We start from the raw sequence: 26,503 nt of genomic DNA on the forward strand, positions 1-26,503 counted from the left end.
AAGGTCGAGCCGACAAGCCCAAAACCCTAAGCCCAAAGCCCCAAACCCCCGATCAGCATGGTTTCAGAACACCCCACTGGAACCACCAACTCGACCAATCCGCCCCAGGAACACCGGACACCCCGCCCTCATGCAGAATCAGTCGAGTTCATAGCCTGTGCAGATACCGAAACCTTACAAGCCTAAGCACTTGGGGCTGGAAACAGCGCTGTCAGCCTATCCACACTGGGAAGCCGAACTGCAAAAGCACGAGACCTTATCTTTTGCTCATCGTTAGTCGCCGTTGATGGCAACGCCGACCCAAACCGGTTCTGGTTCCAATGTGACGGAAAACGCAGAGTAGACCCCGGACCGGATGTCACGGGCAAGAGCCACCAAGTCCTCGGTTGTGGCGGTTCCCCGGTTCGTTAATGCCAACGTGTGCTTCGTTGACAAGCGAGCGGGCCCGCGTCCGGGATAGCCCTTGCTAAATCCTGCCCGGTCAATGAGCCACGCTGCGGAAAGTTTCTTCCCCGCCACGCCCGCGTCGAAACATGGCATGGCCGCCGCAGTCTCAGCACCGTATTGCTTTTCGACGACCTCCCGCACCTGGTTAGCAACCTCTTCAGGCACGATTGGATTGGTAAAAAACGACCCGGCCGACCAGGTATCATGATCGGTTTCGTCGTACACCATTCCCTTCGCCCGTCGCAGTTTCAGCACCGCCGCCCGCACGTCGGCGACCGGTCGGCGTGCATCAGTGTCCGCCTGCACCACCGCCAATTCCCGAGCCAGTTCCCCGAACCGCAGCGGGGCGGAAAGTCCATCGGTGCGCAATGCAAGCCGAATGGCCAGCACCACCGCCCGCGAGGTGAATTTCAGATTGGAATACCGGTAGGCCAAGTCCAAGGAGCTAGCCGGTACCCAGGACCGTTCACAGGTAGCACGGTCGAATAACTCCACCTCGGTGAGAACATCGGAGATCTCCACGCCGTAGGCACCAACATTTTGCACCGGGGTTGCTCCGGCCGAACCGGGAATCCCCGACAAACACTCAATTCCCCCCAGACCGGCGGTGACGCTGGCGGCGACGATATCGTCCCATACAGCGCCAGCTTCTGCTTCCAGCAGGCCCGAAGCGGGGTCAATGTGGTAATCGGCGCATTCTAAAACCACGGCTACGACCGGTACATCGCCATCAGCGACTACTAGATTAGAACCGCCGCCCACGATCAGAAGCGGAATGTCGTTGGCGTCCAATAACTGCACCACCTCACAAACTGCAGTTTTGCTACCGCAGCGGATGGTGGCGCGTGGAGTGCCACCGAGATGCAGGGTCGTCAACTGATGAAATGGGGTGTTGTCGATAACGACGTGGTCGAATGCTTCGATGGTGGCTAACAATTCATTAATGGGCATACTCACCCCACTAAGGGTAGTCTGTAGACATGAGTACACGTAGTGAGAACACCGTAACAATCAATCATCCTGCGGAAAAAGTCCACGCAGCCTTGACCAATCCAGATTATTGGGCACATATCGCGGCGACGCTATCCCCAGAACCGGGCGAGGTGCACGAGTTCACCGCAGCCGACGGTGGCGCCGTAGCAACCCTATTTGAAGTGCTACCGATGGAAATCGTTCCTGAAGCTGTCCGGGTCATGATCTCCCAGGCACTCAAGGTTAAGCGCGTCGTCACTGTGGGGGCATTGACCGATAACGCCGCTACTCTTTCCTACACCGCCGATGTCAAGGGCACCCCGGTTGATTTCAAGGGCGACATCGCGCTCAGCGGCGCAGGTGAGGTGACCACCCTGGCATACGCCAATGATGTTTCTGTCAATATCCCCATGATGGGTTCCGTCATTGAACCTAAGGTGGCTGAGGCTCTGGCAGATTTGTTCGCCAACGAAGGTGCGCTCACCGAAGCCTGGATCAGCGCTAACCTCTAAGAATTTTTCTTGGTGGTAGTTTTCTCGCAATGGCGTATCACGGGCACAATAAGCGCGCAGATTTCAGCCGTAACTCCACCAAACCCATCGGCGTTATTACGCGCGGCACCACGGGTTTTAACCGGTTGCGGCGCTGCGACCGATGGGTTTTTTATAATCCTGAACTCAACCGACTGCTGCGCACCACCCCGCAACCACTCGCTGTCGACGTGGGTTATGGGGCAAGCCACACCACCACCTGCGAGTGGGCTCGGTGGCTGTGGAAAGCAAACCCGGCCACCACGGTTATCGGGCTGGAAATCGATCCGGAGCGGGTGCTACCGCCCCGCGACGGAGTGCGTTTCGAACTCGGCGGCTTTGAATTGGCCGGATACACTCCGCAGCTGGTGCGAGCCTTCAATGTATTGCGCCAATACGATGTGGCGCAGGTGGAAGCCGCCTGGGGCATGGTCTGCGAGCGGCTGGCACCCGGCGGGTTTTTCGTCGAAGGAACCTGCGACGAAATCGGCAAACGCGCAACGTGGGTGCTTTTGGATTCCACCGGCCCGGTCTCATTGACCTTGGCCTGGGATCCGTGGGAGCTGTCCCGCCCCTCCGATATTGCGGAGCGGTTGCCGAAGATACTCATTCACCGGAATACTGCGGGCGAAAGAATCCACGACTTACTTACGCTTATCGACGACTGCTGGGACAAAGCCAGCGGCTTTGAAAGCTTCGGCCCGCGCATTCGGTGGAACGAAGCCCGAAAACTCATAGCGGAGCACATTCCAATAGCCCGGAGCCGGTTGGTACAAGACAATGTGTTAACCGTTCCGTGGTCGGTAGTTGCGCCGTAAATGATTGTTTCAAAACTTGTGGCGGAATCACCGAGAATCCGCCAAACTGGATAGCTATGAGAACTTTTGGAAAAGTCCTAGTTGGCATCGTCGCGTTACTGCTCATCCTGATCTTCGTAGCCGAATTCGGGTTACGGTGGTACCTCGGAAACCAAATGAAACAGTCCTTTTCCTCAAGTTCCGAAACCAAACAAAGCCAAGAGGTAGACGTCGCATTCGGTTCCACCCCGCTGTTGTTTGGCATCGCCAAGGGCGAAATCCCGTACATCAAGGTCGATGCGCCATCTTCTGCCAAGGTGGTCACCAACCCGCAAGACGGCCTGCCGGATCTCCAGGGAAATCCCGAAACCCACATGGTGATGAATGGCTTGAAATTCCAGGACACCCAGAACCCCACCGCACGTACTCTGGAAATGGAAACGGTTATGCGCGATGAGGTTATCCTCGCGCTGATCCAGCGTTCCGTCGCGGCCAATCAGTCGGAAACCCCACAATTATCGCTGGATAACCTCGACCCGAATGCTGAATCCCTCCAGGATCTAGCGCAAGGGCTATTACAGAACATCATTAAAGTCACCAACGTGACCAGCAAAAAAGCCGAGAATTCCATGGACGTCGAATTCACCAACGGTGCCGCCACGCTCACCCTGGTGCCAGAGGTGGTCAACGGCCAGGTGAAATTTACCGTCAAAAATACTGCGCTGTTTGGCTTCGACCTGCCAGCCGGTGCCTCCGATGCCATCACCAATGGGCTTAGCTCCGGTGTTGGTTCCCTGACCGACAGCGGCCTGGAAATGGAATCCATCACCGTGGAAGACGGCGGCATCCGCATGAAACTGCGCGGTGAAAACGTCAATCTGAATGAGCTCGGCAATCAGCCGTATCTCAACCCCACTACCGCCCCACGACCAGCACAATAAGCGTTAGGGTTGGCCTGTAGCCAACCAAATATCGGCCCCCACCGCATGATCTGGTGTGGGGCCGATAGCTATTAACGGCAAGATGCCCCCAAGCACCGTGTGGGCGGTTGGGCGGGATTCATAAATCCCGGAACACACCGCATCGGCGCCGCCGTTACGGATAACCTCGGCCGCCGCGAGCGTGGTGGCGTCGTCAAGCGTGCGGGTGTCTAGGGCCACCGCCAACGTCGCGGGGTGGGCAACCGCTTGGCGCAGCGTCACAACCTCTGTCAGTAGCTCGTGTTCAATCAAGCTCGCGGGCACCACGATCACAAGCCGCGCCCCCTGCTCAACGGCCAACCGGGCCTCCGCAGCCTTGACCAGCACGTGATGTTGGCCAGTTGGGAACCCGGCGAAGGTGGCAATATCACCCTTAGCAATTTCCACCCGATTAGGAAGCACGCAGATATTGTCAGCGGCCAATTCCGCCGCGGCCGGTTTCTGGGTGGGGCTATGGTCAATAATCGTGCGATAAATCTTCATTACCACTCGTAATTTCCGCCGAGAATATTCTTAATTTGCGGCCGCACATCAAACCAATACAGGCCGGTAATAACAATGCCGATCCAGGATAAAAACGGCAACATGGTGAAAATGGCGACCGCCGACCCGCCGAGCAATCCGGCCCATACCCACTTACTTTGGCGGTCCGCCGCCGGGAAGGCGTCGTCGCGGGTGCTCATCACCAAAATCGCGCCCACTAAAGCAGCGACCGAGATGGCTAAAAAGATCCCGTCAATCGTCCAATTCAGTACGAAATTAATCTCGCTCAACACTGTATAAGGCTCCCTTTTTCACACAAGCAGTTATCCGAATAATAGATAAGAAACGCTATAAATAGCCAAACCAGCCAACGCACCCACGATGGTGCCATTAAGCCGAATGTACTGCAGATCCTTGCCCACCATCAATTCGATCTTGTCGCTGGCCTCATCAGCGTCCCAACGTTCAATCGTCTCGGAAATAATGCCGGTGACCTCAGCGGCGTAGTTGTCCGCCAAGAATGCGGCGGCACCGGTGATCCGACGATCCAAGGACTGCCGCAACTGCGGGTCCTCTTGAAGTTTGGTACCCCACGTGATCGCCAGCTCCACAATCTTGCGCCGCAGGACCGAATCCGGATCCACCGCGGCGGTCACCACGTTGTCGCGGGCCAGTTCCCACAGGGTGCCAGCCGCGTCCTTGACCGGTTCGGAATTCATGACGTCAGCTTTGATCTCCTCCACCCGGGCGATCATCGTCGGATCGTTTTGTAAATCCTCGACGAATTGATTAATGAATCTCCGAATCGCCGCCCGTGCCTCGTGGTTTTTATCGGAATTGACCGCAGCCGTCCAGGTAATCAATTCCCGATACACCCGGTCGCCAACGAGCTCATTGACGAATTTCGGCGCCCACGACGGTGCCCGCTCATCCAAGATACGCACGATAGTTTCCTCAGAGCTGAGCGCTTTCTTGTGTACCCAACCAAGGAATTGATCGACCAACGGCTCCACCTGGCCGCCGTCGACAAGCTTCTCCAACGTCCGCCCCAACGGCGGCCCCCACTCGGGCTGCGCCAATTTATCAATCAACGACGAGCGGATAACCGCCTCGGCGTCCTTGGGGTCTAGTGCATTAACCGCATTGGCGGTAAACTTACCCACCTCCCGCGACACCGTCTCCGCATTGGCTGGTTGCACCAACCACTGGGCGATCCGCTCCGGCACCTGCGCTTTGGACACCTTCTCGGTAATCAGTTCCGCATTGAGGAAGTTATCGCCCACGAACCCGCTCAAGGCTTCGCCCACTTGGTCTTTCTTGCGGCGGATAATCGCCGTGTGCGGAATTTTAAGCCCCAACGGGTAGCGGAAAAGCGCGGTGACGGCGAACCAGTCCGCCAAACCACCAATCATGCCCGCCTCGGCGGCAGCCCGGACAAAGCCCACCCAGGTAGCGTCCACATCCACCTGAGTTTCGTACCACCGGCAGCCCAAGAAGACCACAGCGGCGAACACCAATAAACCGGTAGCGAATGCTTTATGTTGCCGTAGCTCTTTTCGACGCCTCGCCTCTACCTCAGGCGACGGTCCAGGAACAGCGAGACGGTCACTTGTACTCATGCTAGCCATTATGCCCCACCACCGAACTATCTTTTATCTATTAGACATTCACACCCGGTTTGATCGCCCAGGGCAGACGCACAGCGCAATTAATTCATAAGCTGATACACCGCGATCCCCACACCGGGCGCTGCGCCGAGAAAATTAACCAGTGCGTGTGCGACCAGCACCGGAAATAATCTGCCCTGGCGACGCACGATCACGCAGGCTATAAGCCCCCAAACCGTAAACGCCATGAAATACACCAGCATCGCCGCACCAGTCGATGCAAAAAATATATGCTGCATCCCGAATGCAACGGACGAGCTCACTACAGCGATTGTTGCCCCCAGCCGCCGTTTAAGCCCGGCGAGGCCGTAGCCCCGAAAAACCAATTCTTCGGTTAGGGCATTGATCGCCACAAAACCAATCAGTGAAACGATCCCCACCGCTATGGCAACCGGCGAGTTTCCCGCCGCCACTGCCGCGTTATCAATAAAGATCACCTCAAAGGCAGAAAGCACTTCGGTGCCGTAGATAGCAAACATCACCAGCCATATCACCACCATAAACGGCAGATTAAGCACCATGAACCACAGCAAGCCCCAGCCGATGTCGACTGCAATTCTTCCCGTGCGCACCCCGACCGCTTGCCGCACCGTTACCCCCATGCGGCGATACAACGCCACAACCAACCACAAACACACGATGTTGACCGGCAATAGCCCGATCGTGGCCAGAAAACTGCCGGGCGGAAAACCATCAATGCCCAACGCTTTCTGCTGGTACAGCCACAGAAAACCGGTTACAACGACAACCAGTCCCAGCCGCACCGCTATAAGCAGAGTCGCTCGACCAGCATCAGGCTGGGTTTCGGTAGTCGTGTGGTCTCCAGAAAGTCTCATTCGGATATTCTCAATCTTTTTTAGTTATCTCACGGCTACACCGGAACCGGCGTTGTCGAGTACGCGGTGGTTTCTTCCGAGTCACCTGGCATTTGATCTCCTAATTCCCAGGCATATTGGATCAAACTTACCGACGACAACAGGGTAATCAGTGTAATCAACACAGCAATGACGATACGAGAGCTTTTCATATTTCTATTGAAACAAAAACCTTGGAGTAACGGAGAATAGCAATACAGAAAATGGGTTAAGAGTAAAGAAGCGTCTCTGGTTGGCCCCACGTACGTCTTGGTAAGTGAAGATGCTAGAGTGCCTTACCCGTTGAACTGGCTTTTCGCGCTAATCGTTGCCCCAGCTAAGATCCACAAACCTTTTCTCAAAAACCACGATTCATTCACGGGCATTCCCCAACTCGACCGTTACGTTTCTCAAGCCACGAAACCAACCACCTGGCCACCAAAAGGTCGAGTTACCCAAAACCAGCACCGATTTATCCGCTCTAACCTGGGCCAATACCCAGAAGTAGACACACTTTTCGTCCCTTACCCCTAGGCCCCTTGAAAATTCACGACGCTAAAAAGGCCCCACCGAAGTGGGGCCTTCTTGGGAGGTGCCGTGGTGTGTTAGTTCACCCGGCCGGTTTCAGCGCGGTATTGCCGGTAGTAGCGGCGGCCGTAGTGAATCAGGCCGAAACCACCGATCAGCAGCGCGGCTGCCAGGACAATACCGATGTATAGATACGTCATTGCGGCTTCTTGGGTGCCGTAAATCTGGGTAGCAGCACCGAAAATGATGAGGCCAAAGCCAGCAAGCGACGTGAGTACAAAGCCCATACCCAACCACGTGCTGGTGCGCAGCAAAGAAGAGTGCGGTGCACCTAAGCTAACCGGATCGTAGCCGTCAATGTACTGCATACGGCTAGAAACCTCGCCATTGAAGACTGGGTATTCAGCCACGTGCTTTTCAGCGGACATGTGGATGCCTTTCTACTGAGCTTTAATCAACAGGGTTCTTAAGTTTATGGAAGAGCCAGCCAACAAATGCGTCCAGCCAACCGATAAAAGTGAGAGCCCCAATCGCGGAGCCTCAAGCCTGCCTGCCAGTGTAGCAATGCCTACGTGAAGTTTTGGTCATGCGTACTGGCAGGCTATCCCGTTTGGGGGTAAGGCTTAAGCGTCCTTAGCGGTGAAGAATGCGCGAGCGCGTTCCTTGTTAATGGCCGCAACCGCAGTGAGCGGAATGCCTGCTGGGCATACGTCTGCACATTCACCGTACAAGGAGCAGTGACCGAAGTTGGTTTCCAACTCGTCCACCATCTTGCGGGCACGACGGCCGCGTTCTTCCTTACCCATTGGCATGAGCGAAAGGTGAACCAGCTTAGCGCCGGTGAACAGGTGAGCTGCACCGTTCGGGCAAGCAGCCACACAGGCACCACAGCCGATGCAGGCAGCGTGGTCAAGAGCAAGCTCAGCGGTCTGGTGGTTCATGTGGAGGGTATCAGCATCAGGTGCAGTACCTGCGTTGACGCTGACATAACCACCTTGCTGCATGACCCGGTCCAGGGCGGAACGGTCAACAACCATGTCCTTGATCACTGGGAATGCTGCGGAGCGGAATGGCTCGATCTTGAGGGTAGAACCATCGGCCACGTTCAGCAGACGCTGCTGACATGCAGGCTGGTTTTGCTCCAGACCGTGTGGTCGGCCGTTAACCAACAGACCACAGGTACCGCAGATGCCTTCGCGGCAGTCGGAGGCGAATGCGAATGGCTCTTCGCCACGTTCGACCATGCCGGTGTTGACGTGGTCCAGCAGTTCGAGGATGGACATTTGCGCTACGGCGTCTTCGACAATGACGGTCTCGAAGTGGCCCTCCTGATAAGGCCCGGCCTGACGCCAGATTTCAAGATGTAGTTTCATTACTTGTAATTCCTTGTCATCAGAGGGATCGCTTCAAACACGAGAGGTTCTGCGTGGCGGATGAATTCGCCTTCGCTTGCACCTGGCTCCCATGCGGAAACGAAGCACCAGTTTTCGTCGTCACGCTCAGCCTCGCCTTCTTCGGAAAGGTGATCGTCACGGAAGTGAGCACCGCAAGACTCGTCGCGGTCCAATGCATCCACGCACATCAGCTCGCCGAGGTCGATGTAGTCGGCGACGCGGGCTGCGTATTCCAGTACCTGGTTCATTTCGTCCTGGTTGCCGGTGATGCGCAGGTTTGCCCAGAAGTCCTTACGCAGGGCGCGGATCTTTTCGATACCGTCCTTGAGGTCTTCGATATTGCGGGCAACACCGCAGGAGAAGTAGAGGATTTCGCCCAACTGCCGGTGGTAATACTCCGGACCGTGTGGGTTAGAGCCCTTGATGTTCATGAGTTTATCGATGCGAGCTTGCGCCCGATCGAGTGCAACCTGTACTTCAGGTGCGTTCTCGGCGAGGCGTTCTTGACCCAAGTAGCCTGCCAGGAAGTTCGGGATGGTAAACGGCAGGGTGAACCAACCGTCGACCGACGCCGACAGCAGCGAGTTAGCACCCAAACGGTTTGCACCGTGGTAGGTCCAGGAGCATTCGCCAGCTGCGAACAGACCAGGGATGGAGGTCATCTCGTTGAAGTCGGTCCACAACCCACCCATGGTGAAGTGGCAAGTAGGGGCGATACGCATCGGCGAGCTATATGGGTCTTCACCGATTGCCTCTTCATACATCTGGAAGAGGTTGGAGTAACGCTCCCGGATGGTGTCCTGGCCGAGGCGCTCGATAGCGTCGCGGAAGTCCAGGTATGCGGCGTTGTGCAGCGGGCCAACACCCAGACCGGCGTTGATCTGCTGGGAGATGGCGCGGGACGCCACGTCACGAGGAACCAGGTTGCCGAATGCCGGGTAGCGGCGCTCCAGGAAGTAGTCGCGCTCTTCTTCCGGAATGGTATTCGGATCGCGGTCGTCGTTGGGCTTGATGGGCGACCACACGCGGCCGTCGTTACGCAGGGACTCGGACATCAGAATGGTCTTGGATTGCCATTCGGAGTTCACTGGCAGACCGGTTGGGTGGAACTGAATGAAGGAAGGCGATGCGAAGTATGCGCCTGCCTCGTATGCGCGCATGATTGCGCCAGCATTGGAGTTCTTAGCCAGGGTCGACATGTGGTAAACGTTGCCGTAACCACCGGTTGCCAAGATGACTGCGTGGCCGGTATGAGCGGTGAGCTCACCGGTGATGAGGTTACGCATAACCACACCTTCGCAGCGCTTCTTGCCGTCCTTTTCGGTAACGATGAGATCCACCATGTCGTTGTGGGTGAAAATCTCCACGGAACCGAGGTGAATCTGGCGCTGCAGCGAGGATGCAGTGGAAAGCTGCAGCTGCTGACCAGTCTGACCACGGGTGTAGTAGGTACGGGATACCTGCACACCACCGAAGGAACGGGTTGCCAGTGCGCCGCCGTATTCGCGGGCGAATGGGGCACCGATGGCATTCATGTGGTCAATTACGCGAGCGGATTCGATAGCCAAGCGCCAGCAGTCGGACTCGCGGCAGCGGAAGTCGCCGCCCTTTACGGTGTCCTTTGCGTGACGGTATGCGCCGTCGTTGTCCACCTTCTTGCCACGGGCGGAGTTAACGCCACCCTGTGCGGCGATGGAGTGTGCACGGCGAGGTGCGTCGTGGTAGGTGAATGCCTTGACGTCGTAACCAAGTTCGCCGAGGGCAGCTGCGGCTGCACCACCGGAAAGGCCGGTTCCGACGACGAGAACGCGGAACTTACGACGGTTAAGCGGGGAGACCAGTTCCATGTGGTCTTTGTGGTACTGCCACATTTCGCGGACAGGAACGCCCTTTGGCTCGTGTGCGTCCAGTACGGTGCCTGGTACGACGCCAGGGACGATGGAAGCTGGGTGGTTGAACTCAGGGCGAGTTGCGGTTTCAGCGTGAGTGCTCATATTTTGTACCTTTTCGTCCTTCTTCGACCTAGCCGACCAAGCCCAAGGCGATGGAAAGCGGAATCGAGATGTTGCCAATCATCACAATTGCTGGCACCAGGTATGCGACGACCAACAAAATGGCGCGCCAGCGCTTGCCGGTGATACCCAGGTCGGAAACTGCCAGCCAAATGCCGTGCGAAAGGTGGAGGAACAACACAACCATGGCGATGACATAGAAGATGGTCACTGGCCAACGGGAGAAGCTGGCAACCATGTTTGCGTAGATTGCTCCGTGCTCGAACACGTCGCTTGCGGCTGGGGCTACACCTGCGGTGAGATCCAGAATGTGGAAGATGATGAAAGCCAGCAAAATAATGCCGGTGACCAGCATCGTTTTGGTGGTAAACGAGTTCATGCCACCAACCAGGTTGGTGCGGCGGAACTTACCGCGGGACCGGTGAGATCGACTGGTCAGCGCGAATGCACCGTAGATATGCAGTGCAATTGCCGCCAACAGCACGATACGGAAGATCCACAGGAACGTCTCGTGTGGCATGAGTGGGTACATGAGTTCACGTAGCCACTGTCCATATACGTCAATCGGGTGGGTTCCGTCCTCATAGTGAGGCAGGAATACCTTTAGGTTTCCGACCATGTGGAACACGACGAAGCCTGCGAAAATCAGGCCGGTGATGGCCATTGTTAGCTTCAATGCCCATGTCGGATACTTTGGCCGCTCACGCAGCGGCTTTTCTGTGATTTTGCCGTGAGCGATTGCGTCACGGTCGATGTTATTTACAGTCATGGCACCTCCAGTGTCGCCCTTACTTTATTCCCCCGAATGCCTTGCTAACCACTCGCCACAGCGACCTGTGACTTACCCCACACCGCAAAAAATAGGCAACTACCTGCAATTAAGGGTAGCCTGACCTGATATCGCCGTCCCTTTATACGTTTCGCGACGCTACCAACTGCACTTTTACACGAGCGTTAAATGACACCCTGAAATACACCGTATTTTTAACGGATTTTTCCGGTGTAAAAAAATCCCACCCTTTTGGTATCAATCGAATTATTGACCTTAAGTTGGGTGTCAAAGTATGCCGTGAACTGGGAAACGAATGCAACCAGCCACCCTGTGCAACGCATCGCCAACACAAAAAATTCCCAACTACACAAAATTGCGAAGATTTATTGCAAAGAACAAGCAAAAACATCCGACAGGAAAGCCGCGTTGACTAAGCTAGCCACCATGGCTAAAACCTACGTAGGCTCGCGACTTCGCCAATTACGCCGGGAACGCGACTTAAGTCAAGCGTCCTTGGCCGCCACCTTGGGGCTTTCGGCAAGCTACGTCAACCAAATCGAACACGACGTTCGTCCCCTCACCCTGCCTGTCCTCAATCGAATCACCGAGACCTTCGGCGTCGACGCGACGTTTTTCTCCCGCGACGACGACTCGCGCCTGCTCGCGGAAATCCAGGACGTGGTGCTCGACAAGGAACTATGCCCCACCCCAATCCCCATCCACGAGCTCAATGAGATGGTGCAAAACCACCCCAGCATCGCCCGCACGATGGTGGACATGCATCGCCGCTACCGAAACGTCCGGGACAAACTATCGGTTGCCACCGACGTGCGCCTGACCGCAAACGATCAAGGTGCGGTCTCCGAAGCCTTGTCCATGCCGCACGACGAGGTGCGCGATTTTTTCTACGCCCGGCAGAACTATCTCGACGCCATCGATCTCAAGGCCGAAGCCATTGCCGCCGATTTGGGCGTATCCACTTTCGCTGTCCGCGCCACCGAGTCGGCGTTGAGTGAGCGGCTCACCAGCAAGCACGGCATTGGCGTGACCACGGGAGCAGACATTGGCAACCAGCTGCACAACCTCGACCTTGCGTCCCAGACCTTGACGCTGTCCTCCCGACTCATCGCCGGTCAGCGGGCGTTTCGCATGGCGGCGGAATTGGGATATTTAGAGGCGGGTGAACTCATTAACAATGTCGTCGACGAGTGGCATTTCACCACCGAGGAGGCCCGTCGCCTAGCGTTGCGCGGCGTCGCCTCCTATTTCGCCGCCGCCCTCATGCTGCCCTACCGGATGTTCCACCAGGAAGCCGAACGCAATGGCTACGACATCGAGTATTTGTGCCAGATGTTCGGCGTCGGTTACGAAACCCTGTGCCACCGCTTGTCGACGCTCCAACGTCCGAAGTTGCGCGGCATTCCGTTTACCTTCGTGCGGGTCGACCGCGCCGGAAATATGAGCAAACGCCAATCCGCCACCGGCTTTCATTTCACCCATTCCGGCGGCACTTGCCCGCTGTGGAACGTGTACGAGACCTTCGCCAACCCCGGCACCATCATGCGGCAGCTCGCCCAAATGCCCGATGGTCGCAATTACCTTTGGATCGCCCGCACCGTCAAACACCACCAGGGCAGGTTTGGCGAGACCGGAAAGCTCTTTGCCATTGGACTCGGCTGCGATGCCCGCCATGCCGATCGCACAGTGTACGCAACCGGTTTCGATTTGCGGGATTTTTCTTCCGCCGTCCCGATTGGGGTGGGCTGCCGCGTATGTACTCGAGAAAATTGCGCCCAGCGCGCGTTTCCGGCAATCAACCGCACGATTTCCGTCGACCCGCACGCCTCGAACGTCGCGCCGTACTAGCCCAAGGCTCAGTGCCTCAACCGCCGACGGTGGGGGCGTCGAAAAGCACAAGTTCCTTGATTTCAGAATTTTAGAACTTTAAAATACTGAACATGGACGACTTCCTCACCCGGCTTGAAGCCGTAGAAAACCGTGTATCGGCGCTGGAACAGCAGCTGGCTACACCCGCCGCCCTAAGCGACGACGACATGGTCACGTTCTCCGGCTCCGCCACAGCTGCGGGCGGCAACTGGGAATACGAATGGGCCCGTCCCGCAGCGCATCTCATCGACACTGCCTGGGAATCCAGCCTCAATCGGGTCGCGGCACTGGCGCATCCGCAGCGTTTTGCCATCATGCGCACGCTTTTCGACGCCCCCACCACCGTCCCGGAACTAGTAGCGCGGGGAATAACCACCAGCCAAGGCAGCTGTTATCACCACATCAATGCGCTCGTCGCGGCTGGTTGGGTGGAGAAAACCGCCACCGGTCAGTTTCGGATACCAGGCACGCGGGTAATTCCACTGCTCTGCATCATCGCCGCGGGGGAATTGCCATGATCGCTACCATTCCGCGCCGAAACATCGTGGTGGCGATTTTGGTCGCGGCCATACTCATTGCCGCAGGCCCGCGCCCCATTTTCCTAGAACCCACCCGCACCGGCGACACTACGCTTGCCGGCACCCTCGCAGCCCAGGCACCACCCGGCAGCAAGGCGCTCGCCGTTGCCAACCATGACGGCGACACCACCACATTCGCCGGGCTGGGCGCGGACGAACATACGCAATTCGAAATCGGATCGATAACCAAGATGTTTACCGTGGAACTTCTCCGCCAAGCGGTCGAACGCGGCGAGATCAGTCTTGACGCCCCGGTTTCTTCGTTTGTGGCATTCCCCAGCGATACGGTTACCATCCGCGACCTGGCAAACCACACCTCCGGGCTACCTCGATTACCGCGCAACTTGGTCTTACGCAGTGTTACTACCACGTACCTCAATCGCAATCCTTACGCAGGCATCACCGCCTCCGACGTTCTTGACCAGGCCAAAGATCAACCGTTAAGCAATGTCGGGACGTACCAGTACTCCAATTACGGTTACGCATTATTGGGACAAATTCTGGCACAGCAAGCACAAACACCTTACCCCGAGCTTGTTGCCACTAGGATTCTTCGCCCACTCGCCATGGCAAACACACGTGTAGCCACCACCGAATCCCCCGAGTTTAAGGCGGGATACTTAGCCACTGGCCACCATGCCGCAACCTGGCCCATGGACGGCTACGCCCCGGCAGGTGCAATCGTTTCTACCGCCGACGACCTCGCACGATTTGCCCAGCACGTACAGGAGCATGGCATACCCGACTACGGCTGGATTAGGAAAGATGGTTTCACATTTCACAACGGCATGACCGGCGGGTTTAGCAGCATATTGGCTTTTGACGAAGCCAAGCGTTCATTCGCACTCGGACTTTCCAACACCACCGCCACCCCCACAACACTCGTATTGGAGGTATTATCCCCATGATTGTCTATCTCGTTCTCGGATTCCTTCTTATTTCCGCTGCCGTCGCCGCGATCCGCCCCAAGAAACTTATCCCCACCGTGGCAAACACGGCTTTCACCTGCCTGATTCTATCAACGGTGCTTACCAGGCATTCCGACCCCTCAATGCTACCTATTATCGCCTGGTACGTTGCCGGAGCGTGCTTCATCGTGGCCATTCTCAGGGCCCGGCCGCACAACGCAAACCACCCCCAACCGTAGCTAAGCGGTTGGGGGCGATCGGACCGAATCCTATTAGAGGTTGATCATGTGACCCATGATGCCTTCGGCGGCTTCTTTCATGGCCTCCGACAAAGTTGGGTGGGTGTGGACATTGCGTCCGATTTCCTCACAGGTGAGGTCGAAACGCTGCGCCAGGGTAAGCTCCGGCAGCAATTCGGAGACGCTGGCACCAACCATGTGGGCACCCAGCAACTCACCGTATTCGGCGTCTGCGACGATCTTGACAAAGCCAGCGGACTCCGCCAAACCCTGTGCCTTACCGTTGGCAGAGAATGGGAAGGTTGCGGTCTTAATCTCGCGACCAGCGAACTTCTCCTTCGCCTGCTCCTCGGTGTAGCCGAAGGAGGCAACCTGCGGGTTACAGAACGTTGCGCGTGGCATCATCATGTAATCGCCCAATTCCTGGGTTTCCGCATTCGCGATAGTTTCAGCAGCAACCACGCCCTGAGCTTCAGCCACGTGTGCCAGCTGAAGCTTCGCGGTGACGTCGCCGATGGCGTAGATACCAGGAACATTGGTGCGCATCCGATCATCAATGTCGATGGCACCACGATCGGTCAGCTTCACGCCGGTGTTCTCCAAGCCATAGCCTTCGACCCGTGGCGCGAAACCGATGGAAACCATAACCCGGTCGGCCTTGAGGGTTTCCGACTTCGAACCATCCTTGGATTCGACGTCAACCTCAACGCCACCGTCACCCAAATCGCGGATCGCGGTGGTCTTATGGCCGGTAAGAAGCTTCACGCCGAGTTTCTTGTATTGCTTCGCAATCTCCTTGGACACGTCAGCGTCTTCGTTGGGAAGAACCCGATCCATAAATTCAACGATGGTGATGTCCACACCGTAATTAGCCAGCACGTAGGCAAACTCCATGCCGATTGCACCCGCACCGACGATGACCATCGACTGCGGTGCTTCTGGGTTAAGGATTTGCTCTTCAAAGGAGACGATATTGCCGCCGATCTCTACCCCCGGCAGCGACCGCACGACCGAACCCGTAGCAATGATGCAGTTATCGAAGGTAATAACCTTGCCCGCATCTTTACCCTCGGTTACCTCGATGGTTTTAGCGTCCTTAAACACGCCCAGGCCATTGATCTCGGTGATCTTATTCTTCTTCATAAGGTAGTGAACGCCCTTGACAATGCCCTCCGAGACCTTGCGCGAACGGCTGTGCGCAATGCCAAAGTCGAAGCTCACGTCACCGGAAATACCGAAGGTCTTAGCCTCATGGTTGAAGATGTGGGCAACCTCGGCGTTCTTTAATAGCGCCTTAGAAGGAATGCAGCCAACATTGAGGCACACACCGCCCCAGTACTGCTTCTCAACTACAGCAACCTTTAAACCTAGCTGAGCTGCGCGAATGGCGGACACATAGCCACCTGGGCCAGCGCCGAGTACTACTACGTCAAAATGTTCAGTCACGCCCACTAGAATACGGAAATTCTGGAAAAATGTCGCATTTTACCGAGGTTTTCTTAAAATTTCACGCGAAAACCCACCCCATGTTTCCACATAAGGTGGGCTATCAACGCACATTAGCTGCGCGAAAAATGCGCGAGCGTGGGTTTAGAACAACCCCAAAGAGCCGCCCAGTTCACTGGAAGCTGAAGAGCCCATGTGAAGCAGCATCCCCAGGAATTCGTTGATTTTCACGACAACAGTTTCAATGAAAGACATATGTTATTTCCTTACAATGGTTTGACGGAACTGCAAAAGAGAATACAACTTCTACATTGCCATCGTTGGAAATGACGTTACATTCATCAAGCACAATTTCCCGGCAACGCCTCAACTATTCGACGATTTACCCCGATTGCTAGCCCCACCTACCCGCGACTAAGGCGACCTAAAAGATACTAAATAGCAAGCAAGGGACACAGCCATGCGGTATGACCGTGCCCCTCATTCAGGAAGCAGTAAAAAGCTACTGTAGACCCAAGAAACTCTTAACAGCACTGACAACCCGCCAAAAGGCAGCCAACAAGCTCGAAATGACCCCCGGCGACGATTGAACCGCAGAACCATCAGCTAATTCCTGAGCAGCAACCTCACGATCCTTATCCGTTATCGGCAACAACGGACACTCAATCCACTGCCTTTCATCATCAATCGGTAGAACACCGCGCCCCTCAACCCGCAAAAATGGGTTCGAAAAATTACGTGGGTAGTCCTTCCAACAATCCCACATCTTCTCAACAGAAGAAACATCAGAAGCAACAATATACCGCGCCGAGAAAAAAGAATGCGGGGATTTGTCATACTCACCATCAGCCTGCCGCAGCGCACGCTCCTTAGCCGCAAGCTCAAGCCTCTCAGCATTAGCCATAATCACAGCACGACGCTCAGGACTATACTCAGGACCAATCTCCAACTCCACAGCAGAAACAGACGGAACCACAACCAACGACACACCCACAGCAACCACAGCCGCAAAACTTAATAGCTTTTTCATTTCCTTCACCTTTCTTCGGCATTTGAGGCGGACGAATATCAATGGCTCAAAGTACCAAATTTTCTACACCCGAAACCACAGCCCGGTGCCTTATAGCCGTAGTCCCCGCTGCGGTAACAGTGTCAGAATTTTAATCTTTGAGTAAGCGTTAATTTAGCAATTTTTTATGACAGTAAAGGTAAATCCCCTCACGCTCCAATGCCACACCGTCAGCCACCCCCGATTCCTCCGACCAGTATCACCGGGCCGCTGCTTTGATTTGGATACATAGTTTCCACATTTCGCCACATTAACCCCAATAATCACATCAGTCACAGGAATGGTGGCGCGGCACAGCTTCCCGCTTCGCTAGATATTGCGACGTGGTTGCTCTATCATTTTTCTTGAACTCCGTGCTAACACATTGAGCCCGCCACCCGATGGAGTGGTTAGTGCTTTATAGCAACCATTTGTAAGACTTATAGGAAATCTACGCTTATGAAGATCACCCGTCGGATACTGGCGACCGTAGCAAGCCTGACAATTTTCGCCAGCGCGCTGCCTGCACACGCCGCAAATGTAACCCCGCAACAGCTTTCTGGGGATGCACCAGTTTCGGTCATCTCAGGGCCGAAAGACACCAATGGCGAATCTCTCCGGTGGCGCGAAAAGGTCGATGGCGATCGCGTTGTGGAAATGTGGGCTACCTCGCCAGCGATGAACAACCGTGAGGTTCCGCTGGTTATCATCAAGGCTACGGAAGCCAATCGCCCCACCATTTACCTGCTCAACGGCGGCGACGGCGGTGAAGGTCGCGCGAACTGGATCATGCAGACCGACGTTATCGATTTCTATAAGGAAAAGAACGTCAACGTCGTCATCCCTATGTCCGGCAAGTTCTCCTATTACACCGACTGGGTATCCGAAAATGCCGGGTTGGGCGGTAAGCAAATGTGGGAAACGTTCCTCACCAGGGAACTTCCAGGGCCAATTGAGAAGGAACTCAAGGCCAACGGCAAACGTGCCATCGCCGGCATGTCGATGTCCGCAACCAGCTCCGCACTCTTGGCTGCACACAACCCTGGCTTCTACGACGCCATCGGCTCTTTCTCGGGTTGCTATGCCTCCGCGAAGCCCGCACCAACCGCCTATATCGCATTGACCCTGCAACGCGGCGGCGCGACCATTGAACAGATGTGGGGCAAGTGGGGTGGACCGCAGTGGCACCACAACGATGTGCTCACTCAGGCGGAAGGCCTGCGCAACACCGCGATCTACGTCTCCAACGGCAGCGGCCTTGCTGGCGAATGGGATATGCCGGGCGGCCCACGTCTGCGTGGCGTCGATCCAGCAATCGCTTCTATCGCCGCTACCGCTACCACTGTTGAGGGTGGCGCCATTGAAGCAGCCACAAACCAGTGCACTCACGACTTTAAGAAGAAGCTAGATTCTCTCCAGATTCCAGCTCACTTCAATATGCGCAACACTGGCACCCACTCATGGGGATACTGGCAGGAAGACCTGCGCCACTCGTGGCCAGTATTTGAAGCAAGCTTCAATTCTTAAATAACACACGCTTCACACGAGTCCGCACCCAACACCGAAAGGTCTGGGTGCGGACTCGTAGCGTTTTCCGGCGTCTTTTGTCGGTGAGCTTTACGACGATCTCAAAGCCACAAACAAATCAACAATCCTGACATGTGGAAAACACCAACTTCTAATTCCTCACTTTCCGCACTTGAGCGCTGAAGTTATAGGGCCGCACCATTAGAAATCAGCCCCTGAAAAAAGGCAGGCGGTCCAGGCCACCAAAGGGCAACTCGACCTTTCCGCGGTTTGGTGGTTCATTTCATAGACTAAGGAACGCAAAAGTCGAGTTGGGTTAAGTTCTCACATGTTGGCAGTCTCCGAGAACAGGTTCGTGTGGAAACTCTCGCTTAGTTGAAGGCGTATGGCAGGAATCATTTTGACTTCTTGGGATGAGGTTCTTTGGTGATGCACTTTCTGGCGTATTCCTGCGGGTGGTTGCGGACGGCCAGCATCTCAAAACTGCGGTATAGCGCGTCATTGATGCAAGGCGCTAAGAGCAACTCGACCTTTCCGCGGTATGGTGGTTCATTTTGTGGACTAAGAAACGCAAAAGTCGAGTTGGGGATTTTCCACCCGAGCTGACCGCCGTTTTACAGCCGGTTTCACGAAACAGGGCCTTCGAAAATATTGCGGAAAAGCCATGTCAATGCACTATTCGCTCAGCGCATTACCCGCAGTCTCGCATTTCAGAGAACCTTCAATACCAATCTTTCCGCCCATCTAAAGGGCACCAGAAACACTGCTGCCACGCATTCGTCGACAAGCAAAAACTTCGGCGGGAACCCGCAACAATTGCATAACGTTATTTGCATAAAATAGCGCCCAGATCGTGGCCGATCCTTATAGTTGATAATGGATAGAGCGCTAACACATTCATCTAGCCTATCGATTACATATATGCACGTTTTGTTTTGCATACCTGATCCATTTTGTTTCACTTGAGGAATCTGCCACTGATGAAGTTCACTCGATTAGCAACAACGCTGGCTGGGCTTTGCGCGGCCGCCATCTGCACCGCCCCGATTGCCCACAGCGCCGAAGTCACACCAGCACAAGTTGCGGGCGACACCCCGCTAGCGACAATCTCCGGGGCGAAGTACCCCGAGCAGCAACTGAAATGGCGCGCAAATGTCAGCGGCGAGCGAGTGGAGGAAATGTGGGCGACCTCGCCTGCGATGAATAACCGGGAGATACCGCTGGTGGTCATTAGGGCTGCGGAGCCGAATCGTCCCATTATTTACCTGCTTAATGGCGGTGACGGCGGCGAGGGCGATGCGAACTGGCTCATGCAGACCGACGTTTTAGATTTTTATCGGGAAAAGAACGTCAATGTGGTGATCCCCATGACCGGTAAATTCTCGTATTACTCGGATTGGGTATCGGAAAACGCCGCACTGGGCGGGAAGCAAATGTGGGAGACATTCCTGACCAAGGAACTGCCCGGCCCGATGGAAAAAGAACTCAAGGCGAACGGCAAACGCGCCATTGCGGGCATGTCTATGTCGGCGACCAGTTCCGTGTTATTGGCCGAGCATAATCCAGGTTTCTACGATGCCGTTGGCGCTTTTTCCGGTTGCTATGCTTCCTCGAAGCCAGCGCCTACCGCCTATATCGCGTTGACGTTGCAGCGTGGTGCCGCAACCATTGAGCAAATGTGGGGTGCGTGGGGTGGCCCGTTGTGGCACTACAACGATGCACTCATCAACGCCGAGAGCTTGCGTAATACGGAGATTTACGTATCCAACGGCAGCGGTCTCGGTGGCGAAGCCGATATGCCGAATGGTTCCAGATTGCGTGGTGTCGATCCGTTCATTGCCTCCATGTCCGCGACGATCAGCACAACCAGCGGTGGGGCTATTGAGGCAGCCACGAATCAATGCACCCACGATTTTAAGAAGAAGCTTGAGTCCTTGAATATCCCAGCCACGTTCAATATGCGCAATACAGGCACGCATTCGTGGGGCTATTGGAAGCAGGATCTGCGGGATTCATGGCCGACCTTTGAGCGAGCGTTTAATTCTTAAATTTTTGCAGGGTTTTACCCTTGGTAAACCCCACCGTATGCTTAAGCGTGCAACACCATGTGCAAATACCAGGTGCAATAACCCACGCCCGTAACGTGTGCCGCACTAGCACCAGAACCACCCGGCGCACTGCCCGCCGTCACACCAACCCCGAAGGATTCCCATGCAGTATCACCTCATCGAACCGGAAGCGTTGGAGCCGATCGAATCCCCTGCGGCGTTGGAGTGGGCCAACACATGGTCGACGGAAACTGCTGCGATCATCGACCCCGAGCTTAAGCACCGAATCCGCACGGTACTGGACACCGACGACCGCATTGCCTATGTCACCCGCCGAGGCGAGTTTCTCTATAACTTCTGGCGCGATGCGGATCACCCACGCGGGTTGTGGCGCCGCACGACGCTTGACAGTTACCTTGGCGATGACACCGATTGGGAGGTATTGCTCGACATCGATGCACTAGCCGCCCGCGAGGACGAAAACTGGGTGTGGAAGGGCGCACACGTTCGCCTGGAGCAGGATCGGGCGTTGGTGGAATTATCCCGCGGCGGGGCCGATGCGGTGGAGATTCGGGAATTCGACCTGGGCACTTTGAGCTTCATCGCAGATGGGTTCTGGGTAGCCGAGGCGAAAACCCAGATCAGTTGGGTGGACTTGGATACGGTCTTGGTGTGTACCGATTTCGGCGACGGCGCGCTAACCACCTCGGGTTACCCGGCGCGCGCCCACCTGTGGCGTCGGGGTGAGCCGCTTGCCCAGTCTGCGGAGTTTTTCGCAGGTTCTGTCGATGACATGATGGTGCAGGCGTGGGCGGATACGCACCCGGATTTCCGAAATAAGTTTGTCACTCGGGTGTTGGATTTTTATCGGAAGCAGACATTCATCGAGACGGATTCCGGGTTGACGCAAATTGAGGTTCCGGAGGACTGCGAGGTTTTTGTCGCGCGTGGTTTCTTGTTTGTGTTGCCGCGCTCGGGTTTCGCCGGTATTGCCCCGGGCGGGTTGGGGGTTATGGGCTGCGCCGAGTTTTTGGCTGGTCAGCGCGAGTTTTCGGTGTTGTTTAGTCCGGATGAGTCTTCTAGTCTGCAGTCGATTAGTTTAAGTAAGTCGGAGGTTTTTATCACCGTCTTATCCGATGTGACGAGTAAGATTCTTCGCCTGCCGCTAGGGAGTTGGGATCAGCCGTTTGTACCGGTTCCGTTGCCTGACGACGTCACCGCGCAGGTGGTGGCCACCGATCCGTTTTCTCATGAAGTGTGGATTCGGGCGTCCAGTTTCGTCCAGCCAGACACGTTGTACCGGTTGACGGATGAGCTTACACCGGTGCGTAGCGCGCCGTCGCTTTTCGACGCCACCGGGCTTTCCACCCGGCAGCATTATGCGGTTTCCGCCGACGGCACCAAAGTTCCGTATTTCATTACTGGTGATTTTTCCGCCACGCGCCCACGCCCAACGTTGGTCTATGCCTACGGTGGCTTTGAGGTGTCGCTGGTTCCTGGCTACTCGGCGATTCGCGGGTTGGCGTGGTTGGAACGCGGATTCTTCTATGTTCAGGCGAATCTGCGGGGCGGTGGCGAATACGGACCGAAGTGGCATGAGCAGGCGACGAAGACGAATAGGATGCGGGTCTTTGAGGATCACCAGGCGGTGCTGCGCGATATTGTGGCTCGTGGCTACGCGCGCAGCGACCACGTGGCGATCCGGGGTGGTTCTAATGGCGGGTTATTAGGTGCGGTGGCGCTGACCAGCTATCCGGAGTTATTCGCTGCGGCGGTGATCCAGGTGCCGCTGTGCGATATGCTGCGCTATCACACCTGGTCAGCCGGTGCGAGTTGGATGGCGGAATATGGCGATCCTGCGGTGGCTGCGGAGCGGGCGGTGTTAGAGAAGTATTCGCCGCTTCATAACGTCGACAAGCGGGCAGATAGGCAGTATCCCCCGGCGTTAATTACTACCTCTACCCGCGACGACCGGGTGCATCCGGCGCATGCGCGGCTATTTGCGCGTGCCTTGGCGGCGGCTGGGCAGCCGGTGGATTATTACGAAAACAGCGAGGGTGGCCACGCGGGTGCTGCCGATAACGATCAAACGGCGACCGTGGAGGCGTTGGTCTATAACTGGTTGTACCAACTTGTACACTAGACAACCAGTATGAAAAGTTCAGCGCTTCGTTCCACCCCAATCCCAGGGACCCGTGACGCTTACACGGGAATTGATTTCAACCTGGGGTTTCACATTCGCCGCTACGAGCTTGACCTGGATTACCGGGTCGGCCCGAATCATTTAACCGGGCAGGTCACCTGCGACGTCGATAACTACCTGCCGCTGAAAACACTGTCGCTGGATTTATCGGACACGCTCAAGGTGCGATCGGTGACCGCACGCGGCACCAGCGGCCACGACGTGTCCGTCGCGCGGTTCCGGCACGCCCACGACAAACTCCGCATCACTTTTACCGAGGCCATCCCGGTCGATCACGAATTCACCATCACCATCCGCTACCAGGGAAACCCCCGGCCCGTGCCCTCGGTGTGGGGCGAGATTGGGTGGGAGGAACTATCGAACGGGTCGCTGGTGGCCAGCCAACCGTGTGGCGCGCGCAGCTGGTTCCCTTGCGACGACACCCCGGACGAAAAAGCCCACTTCGATTTCACGATCACCGCGCCGAAGGCATACACCGTGGTGGCTAACGGAAAACTCATAGCCAGTACGTCCACTGGCGCGCACACCCGGTGGCGCTACCGAACGGACGCGCCCATGGCGGCGTACCTCGCGGCGATCCACGTCGGCGACTACGCCCACATCACCATCCCTGGTAGCCGGGTACCGATCCACGCCTACGTGCCCCGGAATTTAATCGACAACTTCCACCATGAATTCGCCGACCAGGCCCGCATGCTGGAACTATACGAAAAACTCTTCGGCCCCTACCCCTTCGACTCCTACTCGGTGGTAATCACCGAAGACGACCTAGAGATCCCGCTCGAAGCCCAAGGGCTTTCCAGTTTCGGCGCAAACCACATCGCGGGCGATAAAAAATGGGAACGCCTCATCGCCCATGAGCTCTCCCACCAATGGTTCGGCAATTCCCTGGGATTGGCGCAATGGGAAGACATTTGGCTCAACGAAGGCTTCGCCTGCTACGCCGAATGGCTGTGGTTTGAACACTCCGCGGCAAAACCAGCAGCCCAATCCGCCCGGGAACACTACGAGAAACTCCGCGCGCTACCGCAAGACCTCCTGCTTGCAAACCCGGGACCGAAAGACATGTTCGACGACCGGGTGTATAAACGCGGCGCACTAGTCGTCCATAGCCTGCGCGAATTGCTTGGCGACGAAGAATTCTTCTCCATGCTGCACCGCTACTGCGCGGCGGGGCGACATTCAGTGGTTGAGCCGATGGATTTACGCCACGCCGCCTACACCGCCTGCACCAACGCCCGCATCGACCCGGCCGCCCTCGATGCACTGTGGCATACGTGGCTATATGAAACCCCACTCCCGGAGCTTAAGCAATGAAATACATGACGATCGCCACCATCATCGCTGGCATCTCCGGGTTCGTTGTCGTCATCCTCGCCGCCCGCGCATTCGGCACCGACACCACCCTAACCACGGAATTCGCCGCCTACTGGGGGCTCTTCTTCGCCGCCACCGGGTTTCTCACCGGCATCACCCAAGAAACCACCCGCGCGGTTGCCGCCGCGAAAAAGCACGGCACCCTCTCCCCTGGTTCTGACTCAGCTGCCACCCCACTGGCACGCCCCATCGTCATCGCCGCCTGGCTTGGGCTCATCACCACCATCCTCGCCGCCGCATCCGGCCCGCTCTGGGTCGGCCGCATCGTCTCGGATTCCGCCGGGATAGCGGTGGGACTCATGGCGCTCGGCTTAGGCAGCTACGCCATCCAAGCCGCCGTCGCCGGCCTGCTCTCCGGCGCGGGCCTGTGGTCACGCTACGCGGTACTGATAACACTCGACACCGCCTCCCGCATGATACTCGCCATCGTCGCCTGGCTTTTCGGCTGGAAACTAGTCGCTTTCCTCGTCATCACCGTGCTGGGCGCCGGGTCGTGGCTGATACTGGTGCTTCTCAGCGCCCCCGTGCGCGCCAGCCTCCGACTCAATGCCGACGTCCCCACGCGGCAATTCCTCACCCGCCTGGGCTACGCCATCGCCGCCTCCGGCGCCAGCGCCATCCTCATCACCGGATTCCCCACCCTCGTGCAACTCACCCACGGCGCTGATCGCCACGCGCCAGTGAGCACCGCCGTCGTGGTGTACGCCGTCACCCTCACCCGCGCCCCCATCCTGGTGCCGCTGCAACAATTCCTCTCCGCGATCATCGTGCGCTTCGTCCACCACGCCACCCACCCCCGGCGCGCACTGATCCAACCATTGGCTCTGATCTGGCTCGTCGGCATTGTTGGTGCCGCTGCCGCATGGCTTATCGGTCCCTGGCTCATGGTCACGATCCTAGGACCCTCCTACACCACCCCGGCCTTGCTGCTTGCGCTGTTGACCCTCGGTGCCGCCTGCACCGCATCGCTCATGGTCACCGGTGCTGCCACCATGGCTGTCGAACAGCACCGGGTGTATCTGCTCGGCTGGATCACAGCGACAATAGTAGCGACACTGATTCTCAGCTCCCCACTGGAACTATCCACGGCCAGCTGGCTGGCACTCACCGCAGGTCCGATCACGGGACTATCTGTGCATGTGGGCGGGTTGAAGGCGGGTGCAAGCAGAAGTTAAGGCAGCATCAGCAACAACTAGCTGCCGATAAACCACCGCGTATAGGCCGAAACTACAGATCGCAGATGTTTAGAAAATAGTATGCCACGTTAAACATGCGGAAAAAGCCCCCTCAAAGGTCATAGTTTTAGCCACCCGTTTTCCTAAAACTAAACCTGAATCAGATGGGGCTGATTAGAATCCTTTTTTGGGCTTCCTTGGGATATTCTTACAAAGGATACGTTCAAAAATACAGATGGGGTTCTACACCGAAGGGTTGTATACGTGGCACGACTGAATTTGAAAGCAATTGATGAGCGAATTCAATCTCTCGGTAACCGCGAAAGCTATGACCGGGAGTTTATTTTCGACCTCCTTGGTGTCTACGGCAAACCTAAAAGCACCATCACCCGGTTGCGCACAGGCGCACTCAATGTCGCCGCCGACCCGGATCATGAAGTCGCATTGAAAAAAGATGTGTATTTCCACGAGCTAGATCCAGAATCTGACAACACGCTTGAGGTTCTCATCAACTTAAGTACCGAACAATACGTCACGAAATACGAGCCACGGTTTATCATCGCCACTAACTACCGTGAGCCAATAATTGTCAGACTACTTGTGAGTGGTTTCTAGGAAGGATTCATGAGTA

The 26,503-nt window shown here is 56.3% G+C and carries 25 protein-coding genes; 13 read left to right on the forward strand and 12 right to left on the reverse strand.

The window, feature by feature from the left end; all coding sequences use genetic code 11:
* Positions 1-273 precede the first annotated feature (273 nt).
* Positions 274-1,398, reverse strand: coding sequence for a UDP-N-acetylmuramate dehydrogenase (locus Q4D85_RS13330; RefSeq protein ID WP_303201135.1), 1,125 nt, complete (start codon positions 1,396-1,398; stop codon positions 274-276).
* 29 nt (positions 1,399-1,427) lie between these two features.
* Here Q4D85_RS13330 and Q4D85_RS13335 point away from each other — a divergent pair, with 29 nt between their 5' ends.
* From Q4D85_RS13335 to Q4D85_RS13345, 3 genes are read left to right on the forward strand one after another with little or no spacing between them, the layout of a single operon-like run.
* Positions 1,428-1,931 carry a DUF2505 domain-containing protein gene (locus Q4D85_RS13335; protein ID WP_303201136.1) on the forward strand — a complete coding sequence of 168 codons (504 nt, stop codon included), beginning with the start codon at positions 1,428-1,430 and terminating at the stop codon, positions 1,929-1,931.
* 29 nt (positions 1,932-1,960) lie between these two features.
* Positions 1,961-2,767, forward strand: a complete 807-nt coding sequence (locus Q4D85_RS13340) for a class I SAM-dependent methyltransferase (RefSeq protein ID WP_303201137.1) — start codon at positions 1,961-1,963, stop codon at positions 2,765-2,767.
* 56 nt (positions 2,768-2,823) lie between these two features.
* Positions 2,824-3,687 carry a DUF2993 domain-containing protein gene (locus tag Q4D85_RS13345; protein WP_303201138.1) on the forward strand — a complete coding sequence of 288 codons (864 nt, stop codon included), beginning with the start codon at positions 2,824-2,826 and terminating at the stop codon, positions 3,685-3,687.
* 3 nt (positions 3,688-3,690) lie between these two features.
* On the opposite strand, the gene Q4D85_RS13350 is transcribed toward Q4D85_RS13345, so the two are convergent.
* The 9 genes from Q4D85_RS13350 to Q4D85_RS13390 form a co-directional block, all read right to left on the reverse strand.
* On the reverse strand, positions 3,691-4,209 hold the full coding sequence (locus tag Q4D85_RS13350; protein ID WP_303201140.1) for a hypothetical protein: 519 nt from the start codon (positions 4,207-4,209) through the stop codon (positions 3,691-3,693).
* Entirely contained in the window at positions 4,209-4,499 is a 291-nt protein-coding gene (locus Q4D85_RS13355) for a DUF2516 family protein (RefSeq protein WP_303201141.1), read from the reverse strand. Before Q4D85_RS13355 ends, Q4D85_RS13350 begins: the two co-directional genes overlap by 1 nt.
* 33 nt (positions 4,500-4,532) lie before the next feature.
* Positions 4,533-5,828 (reverse strand): DUF445 domain-containing protein, encoded by a 1,296-nt coding sequence (locus Q4D85_RS13360; protein WP_303201142.1) that lies wholly within the window; start codon positions 5,826-5,828, stop codon positions 4,533-4,535.
* A gap of 89 nt (positions 5,829-5,917) precedes the next feature.
* Positions 5,918-6,712, reverse strand: a complete 795-nt coding sequence (locus Q4D85_RS13365; protein ID WP_303201144.1) for a CPBP family intramembrane glutamic endopeptidase — start codon at positions 6,710-6,712, stop codon at positions 5,918-5,920.
* Positions 6,713-6,747: 35 nt separating this feature from the next.
* Positions 6,748-6,903, reverse strand: a complete 156-nt coding sequence (locus Q4D85_RS13370) for a hypothetical protein (RefSeq protein ID WP_303201145.1) — start codon at positions 6,901-6,903, stop codon at positions 6,748-6,750.
* 432 nt (positions 6,904-7,335) lie between these two features.
* Entirely contained in the window at positions 7,336-7,686 is a 351-nt protein-coding gene (locus tag Q4D85_RS13375; RefSeq protein ID WP_303201146.1) for a hypothetical protein, read from the reverse strand.
* Positions 7,687-7,881: 195 nt separating this feature from the next.
* Positions 7,882-8,631, reverse strand: a complete 750-nt coding sequence (locus Q4D85_RS13380; RefSeq protein WP_047261022.1) for a succinate dehydrogenase/fumarate reductase iron-sulfur subunit — start codon at positions 8,629-8,631, stop codon at positions 7,882-7,884.
* Positions 8,631-10,646, reverse strand: a complete 2,016-nt coding sequence (locus tag Q4D85_RS13385; RefSeq protein WP_303201148.1) for a fumarate reductase/succinate dehydrogenase flavoprotein subunit — start codon at positions 10,644-10,646, stop codon at positions 8,631-8,633. The genes Q4D85_RS13380 and Q4D85_RS13385 overlap by 1 nt, the downstream gene beginning before the upstream one ends.
* A gap of 28 nt (positions 10,647-10,674) precedes the next feature.
* Positions 10,675-11,433 (reverse strand): succinate dehydrogenase cytochrome b subunit, encoded by a 759-nt coding sequence (locus Q4D85_RS13390; protein ID WP_303201149.1) that lies wholly within the window; start codon positions 11,431-11,433, stop codon positions 10,675-10,677.
* A gap of 447 nt (positions 11,434-11,880) precedes the next feature.
* Here Q4D85_RS13390 and ramB point away from each other — a divergent pair, with 447 nt between their 5' ends.
* The 4 genes from ramB to Q4D85_RS13410 all read left to right on the forward strand — a co-directional run bounded on the left by ramB (position 11,881) and on the right by Q4D85_RS13410 (position 15,048).
* The gene (ramB, locus tag Q4D85_RS13395) at positions 11,881-13,302 is read left to right on the forward strand and encodes an acetate metabolism transcriptional regulator RamB (protein ID WP_303201150.1); all 1,422 of its coding nucleotides are present in this window, start codon (positions 11,881-11,883) and stop codon (positions 13,300-13,302) included.
* Between the two features lie 92 nt (positions 13,303-13,394).
* Complete coding sequence (locus Q4D85_RS13400) at positions 13,395-13,841, forward strand: winged helix-turn-helix domain-containing protein (RefSeq protein WP_303201153.1); 447 nt, start codon at positions 13,395-13,397, stop codon at positions 13,839-13,841.
* Complete coding sequence (locus tag Q4D85_RS13405) at positions 13,838-14,809, forward strand: serine hydrolase (protein WP_303201154.1); 972 nt, start codon at positions 13,838-13,840, stop codon at positions 14,807-14,809. The genes Q4D85_RS13400 and Q4D85_RS13405 overlap by 4 nt, the downstream gene beginning before the upstream one ends.
* Positions 14,806-15,048 carry a hypothetical protein gene (locus Q4D85_RS13410; RefSeq protein ID WP_303201155.1) on the forward strand — a complete coding sequence of 81 codons (243 nt, stop codon included), beginning with the start codon at positions 14,806-14,808 and terminating at the stop codon, positions 15,046-15,048. The genes Q4D85_RS13405 and Q4D85_RS13410 overlap by 4 nt, the downstream gene beginning before the upstream one ends.
* Before the next feature lie 33 nt (positions 15,049-15,081).
* Here the strand turns inward: Q4D85_RS13410 and lpdA are convergent, their stop codons facing one another.
* On the reverse strand, positions 15,082-16,494 hold the full coding sequence (gene lpdA / locus Q4D85_RS13415; protein WP_303201157.1) for a dihydrolipoyl dehydrogenase: 1,413 nt from the start codon (positions 16,492-16,494) through the stop codon (positions 15,082-15,084).
* A gap of 502 nt (positions 16,495-16,996) precedes the next feature.
* Positions 16,997-17,524, reverse strand: coding sequence for a hypothetical protein (locus Q4D85_RS13420; protein ID WP_303201159.1), 528 nt, complete (start codon positions 17,522-17,524; stop codon positions 16,997-16,999).
* Between the two features lie 477 nt (positions 17,525-18,001).
* On the opposite strand from Q4D85_RS13420, the gene Q4D85_RS13425 reads away from it, so the two are divergent.
* From Q4D85_RS13425 to Q4D85_RS13450, 6 genes are all read left to right on the forward strand, one after another.
* A complete protein-coding gene (locus Q4D85_RS13425) occupies positions 18,002-19,069 on the forward strand; it encodes an alpha/beta hydrolase family protein (protein ID WP_303201161.1) in 1,068 nt (355 codons plus the stop codon).
* A gap of 980 nt (positions 19,070-20,049) precedes the next feature.
* Positions 20,050-21,117 (forward strand): alpha/beta hydrolase family protein, encoded by a 1,068-nt coding sequence (locus Q4D85_RS13430; protein WP_303201164.1) that lies wholly within the window; start codon positions 20,050-20,052, stop codon positions 21,115-21,117.
* 163 nt (positions 21,118-21,280) lie between these two features.
* Positions 21,281-23,260: a prolyl oligopeptidase family protein gene (locus Q4D85_RS13435; RefSeq protein WP_303201167.1), complete on the forward strand. Its 1,980-nt coding sequence runs from the start codon at positions 21,281-21,283 to the stop codon at positions 23,258-23,260.
* Between the two features lie 9 nt (positions 23,261-23,269).
* The gene (locus Q4D85_RS13440) at positions 23,270-24,637 is read left to right on the forward strand and encodes a M1 family metallopeptidase (RefSeq protein ID WP_303201169.1); all 1,368 of its coding nucleotides are present in this window, start codon (positions 23,270-23,272) and stop codon (positions 24,635-24,637) included.
* A gap of 5 nt (positions 24,638-24,642) precedes the next feature.
* The gene (locus Q4D85_RS13445) at positions 24,643-25,872 is read left to right on the forward strand and encodes a hypothetical protein (protein WP_303201171.1); all 1,230 of its coding nucleotides are present in this window, start codon (positions 24,643-24,645) and stop codon (positions 25,870-25,872) included.
* Between the two features lie 264 nt (positions 25,873-26,136).
* Positions 26,137-26,487 (forward strand): type IIL restriction-modification enzyme MmeI, encoded by a 351-nt coding sequence (locus tag Q4D85_RS13450; RefSeq protein WP_303201174.1) that lies wholly within the window; start codon positions 26,137-26,139, stop codon positions 26,485-26,487.
* The last annotated feature ends 16 nt before the right edge of the window (positions 26,488-26,503 follow it).

This window comes from Corynebacterium sp. (assembly GCF_030532965.1).
Lineage (GTDB): Bacteria > Actinomycetota > Actinomycetes > Mycobacteriales > Mycobacteriaceae > Corynebacterium.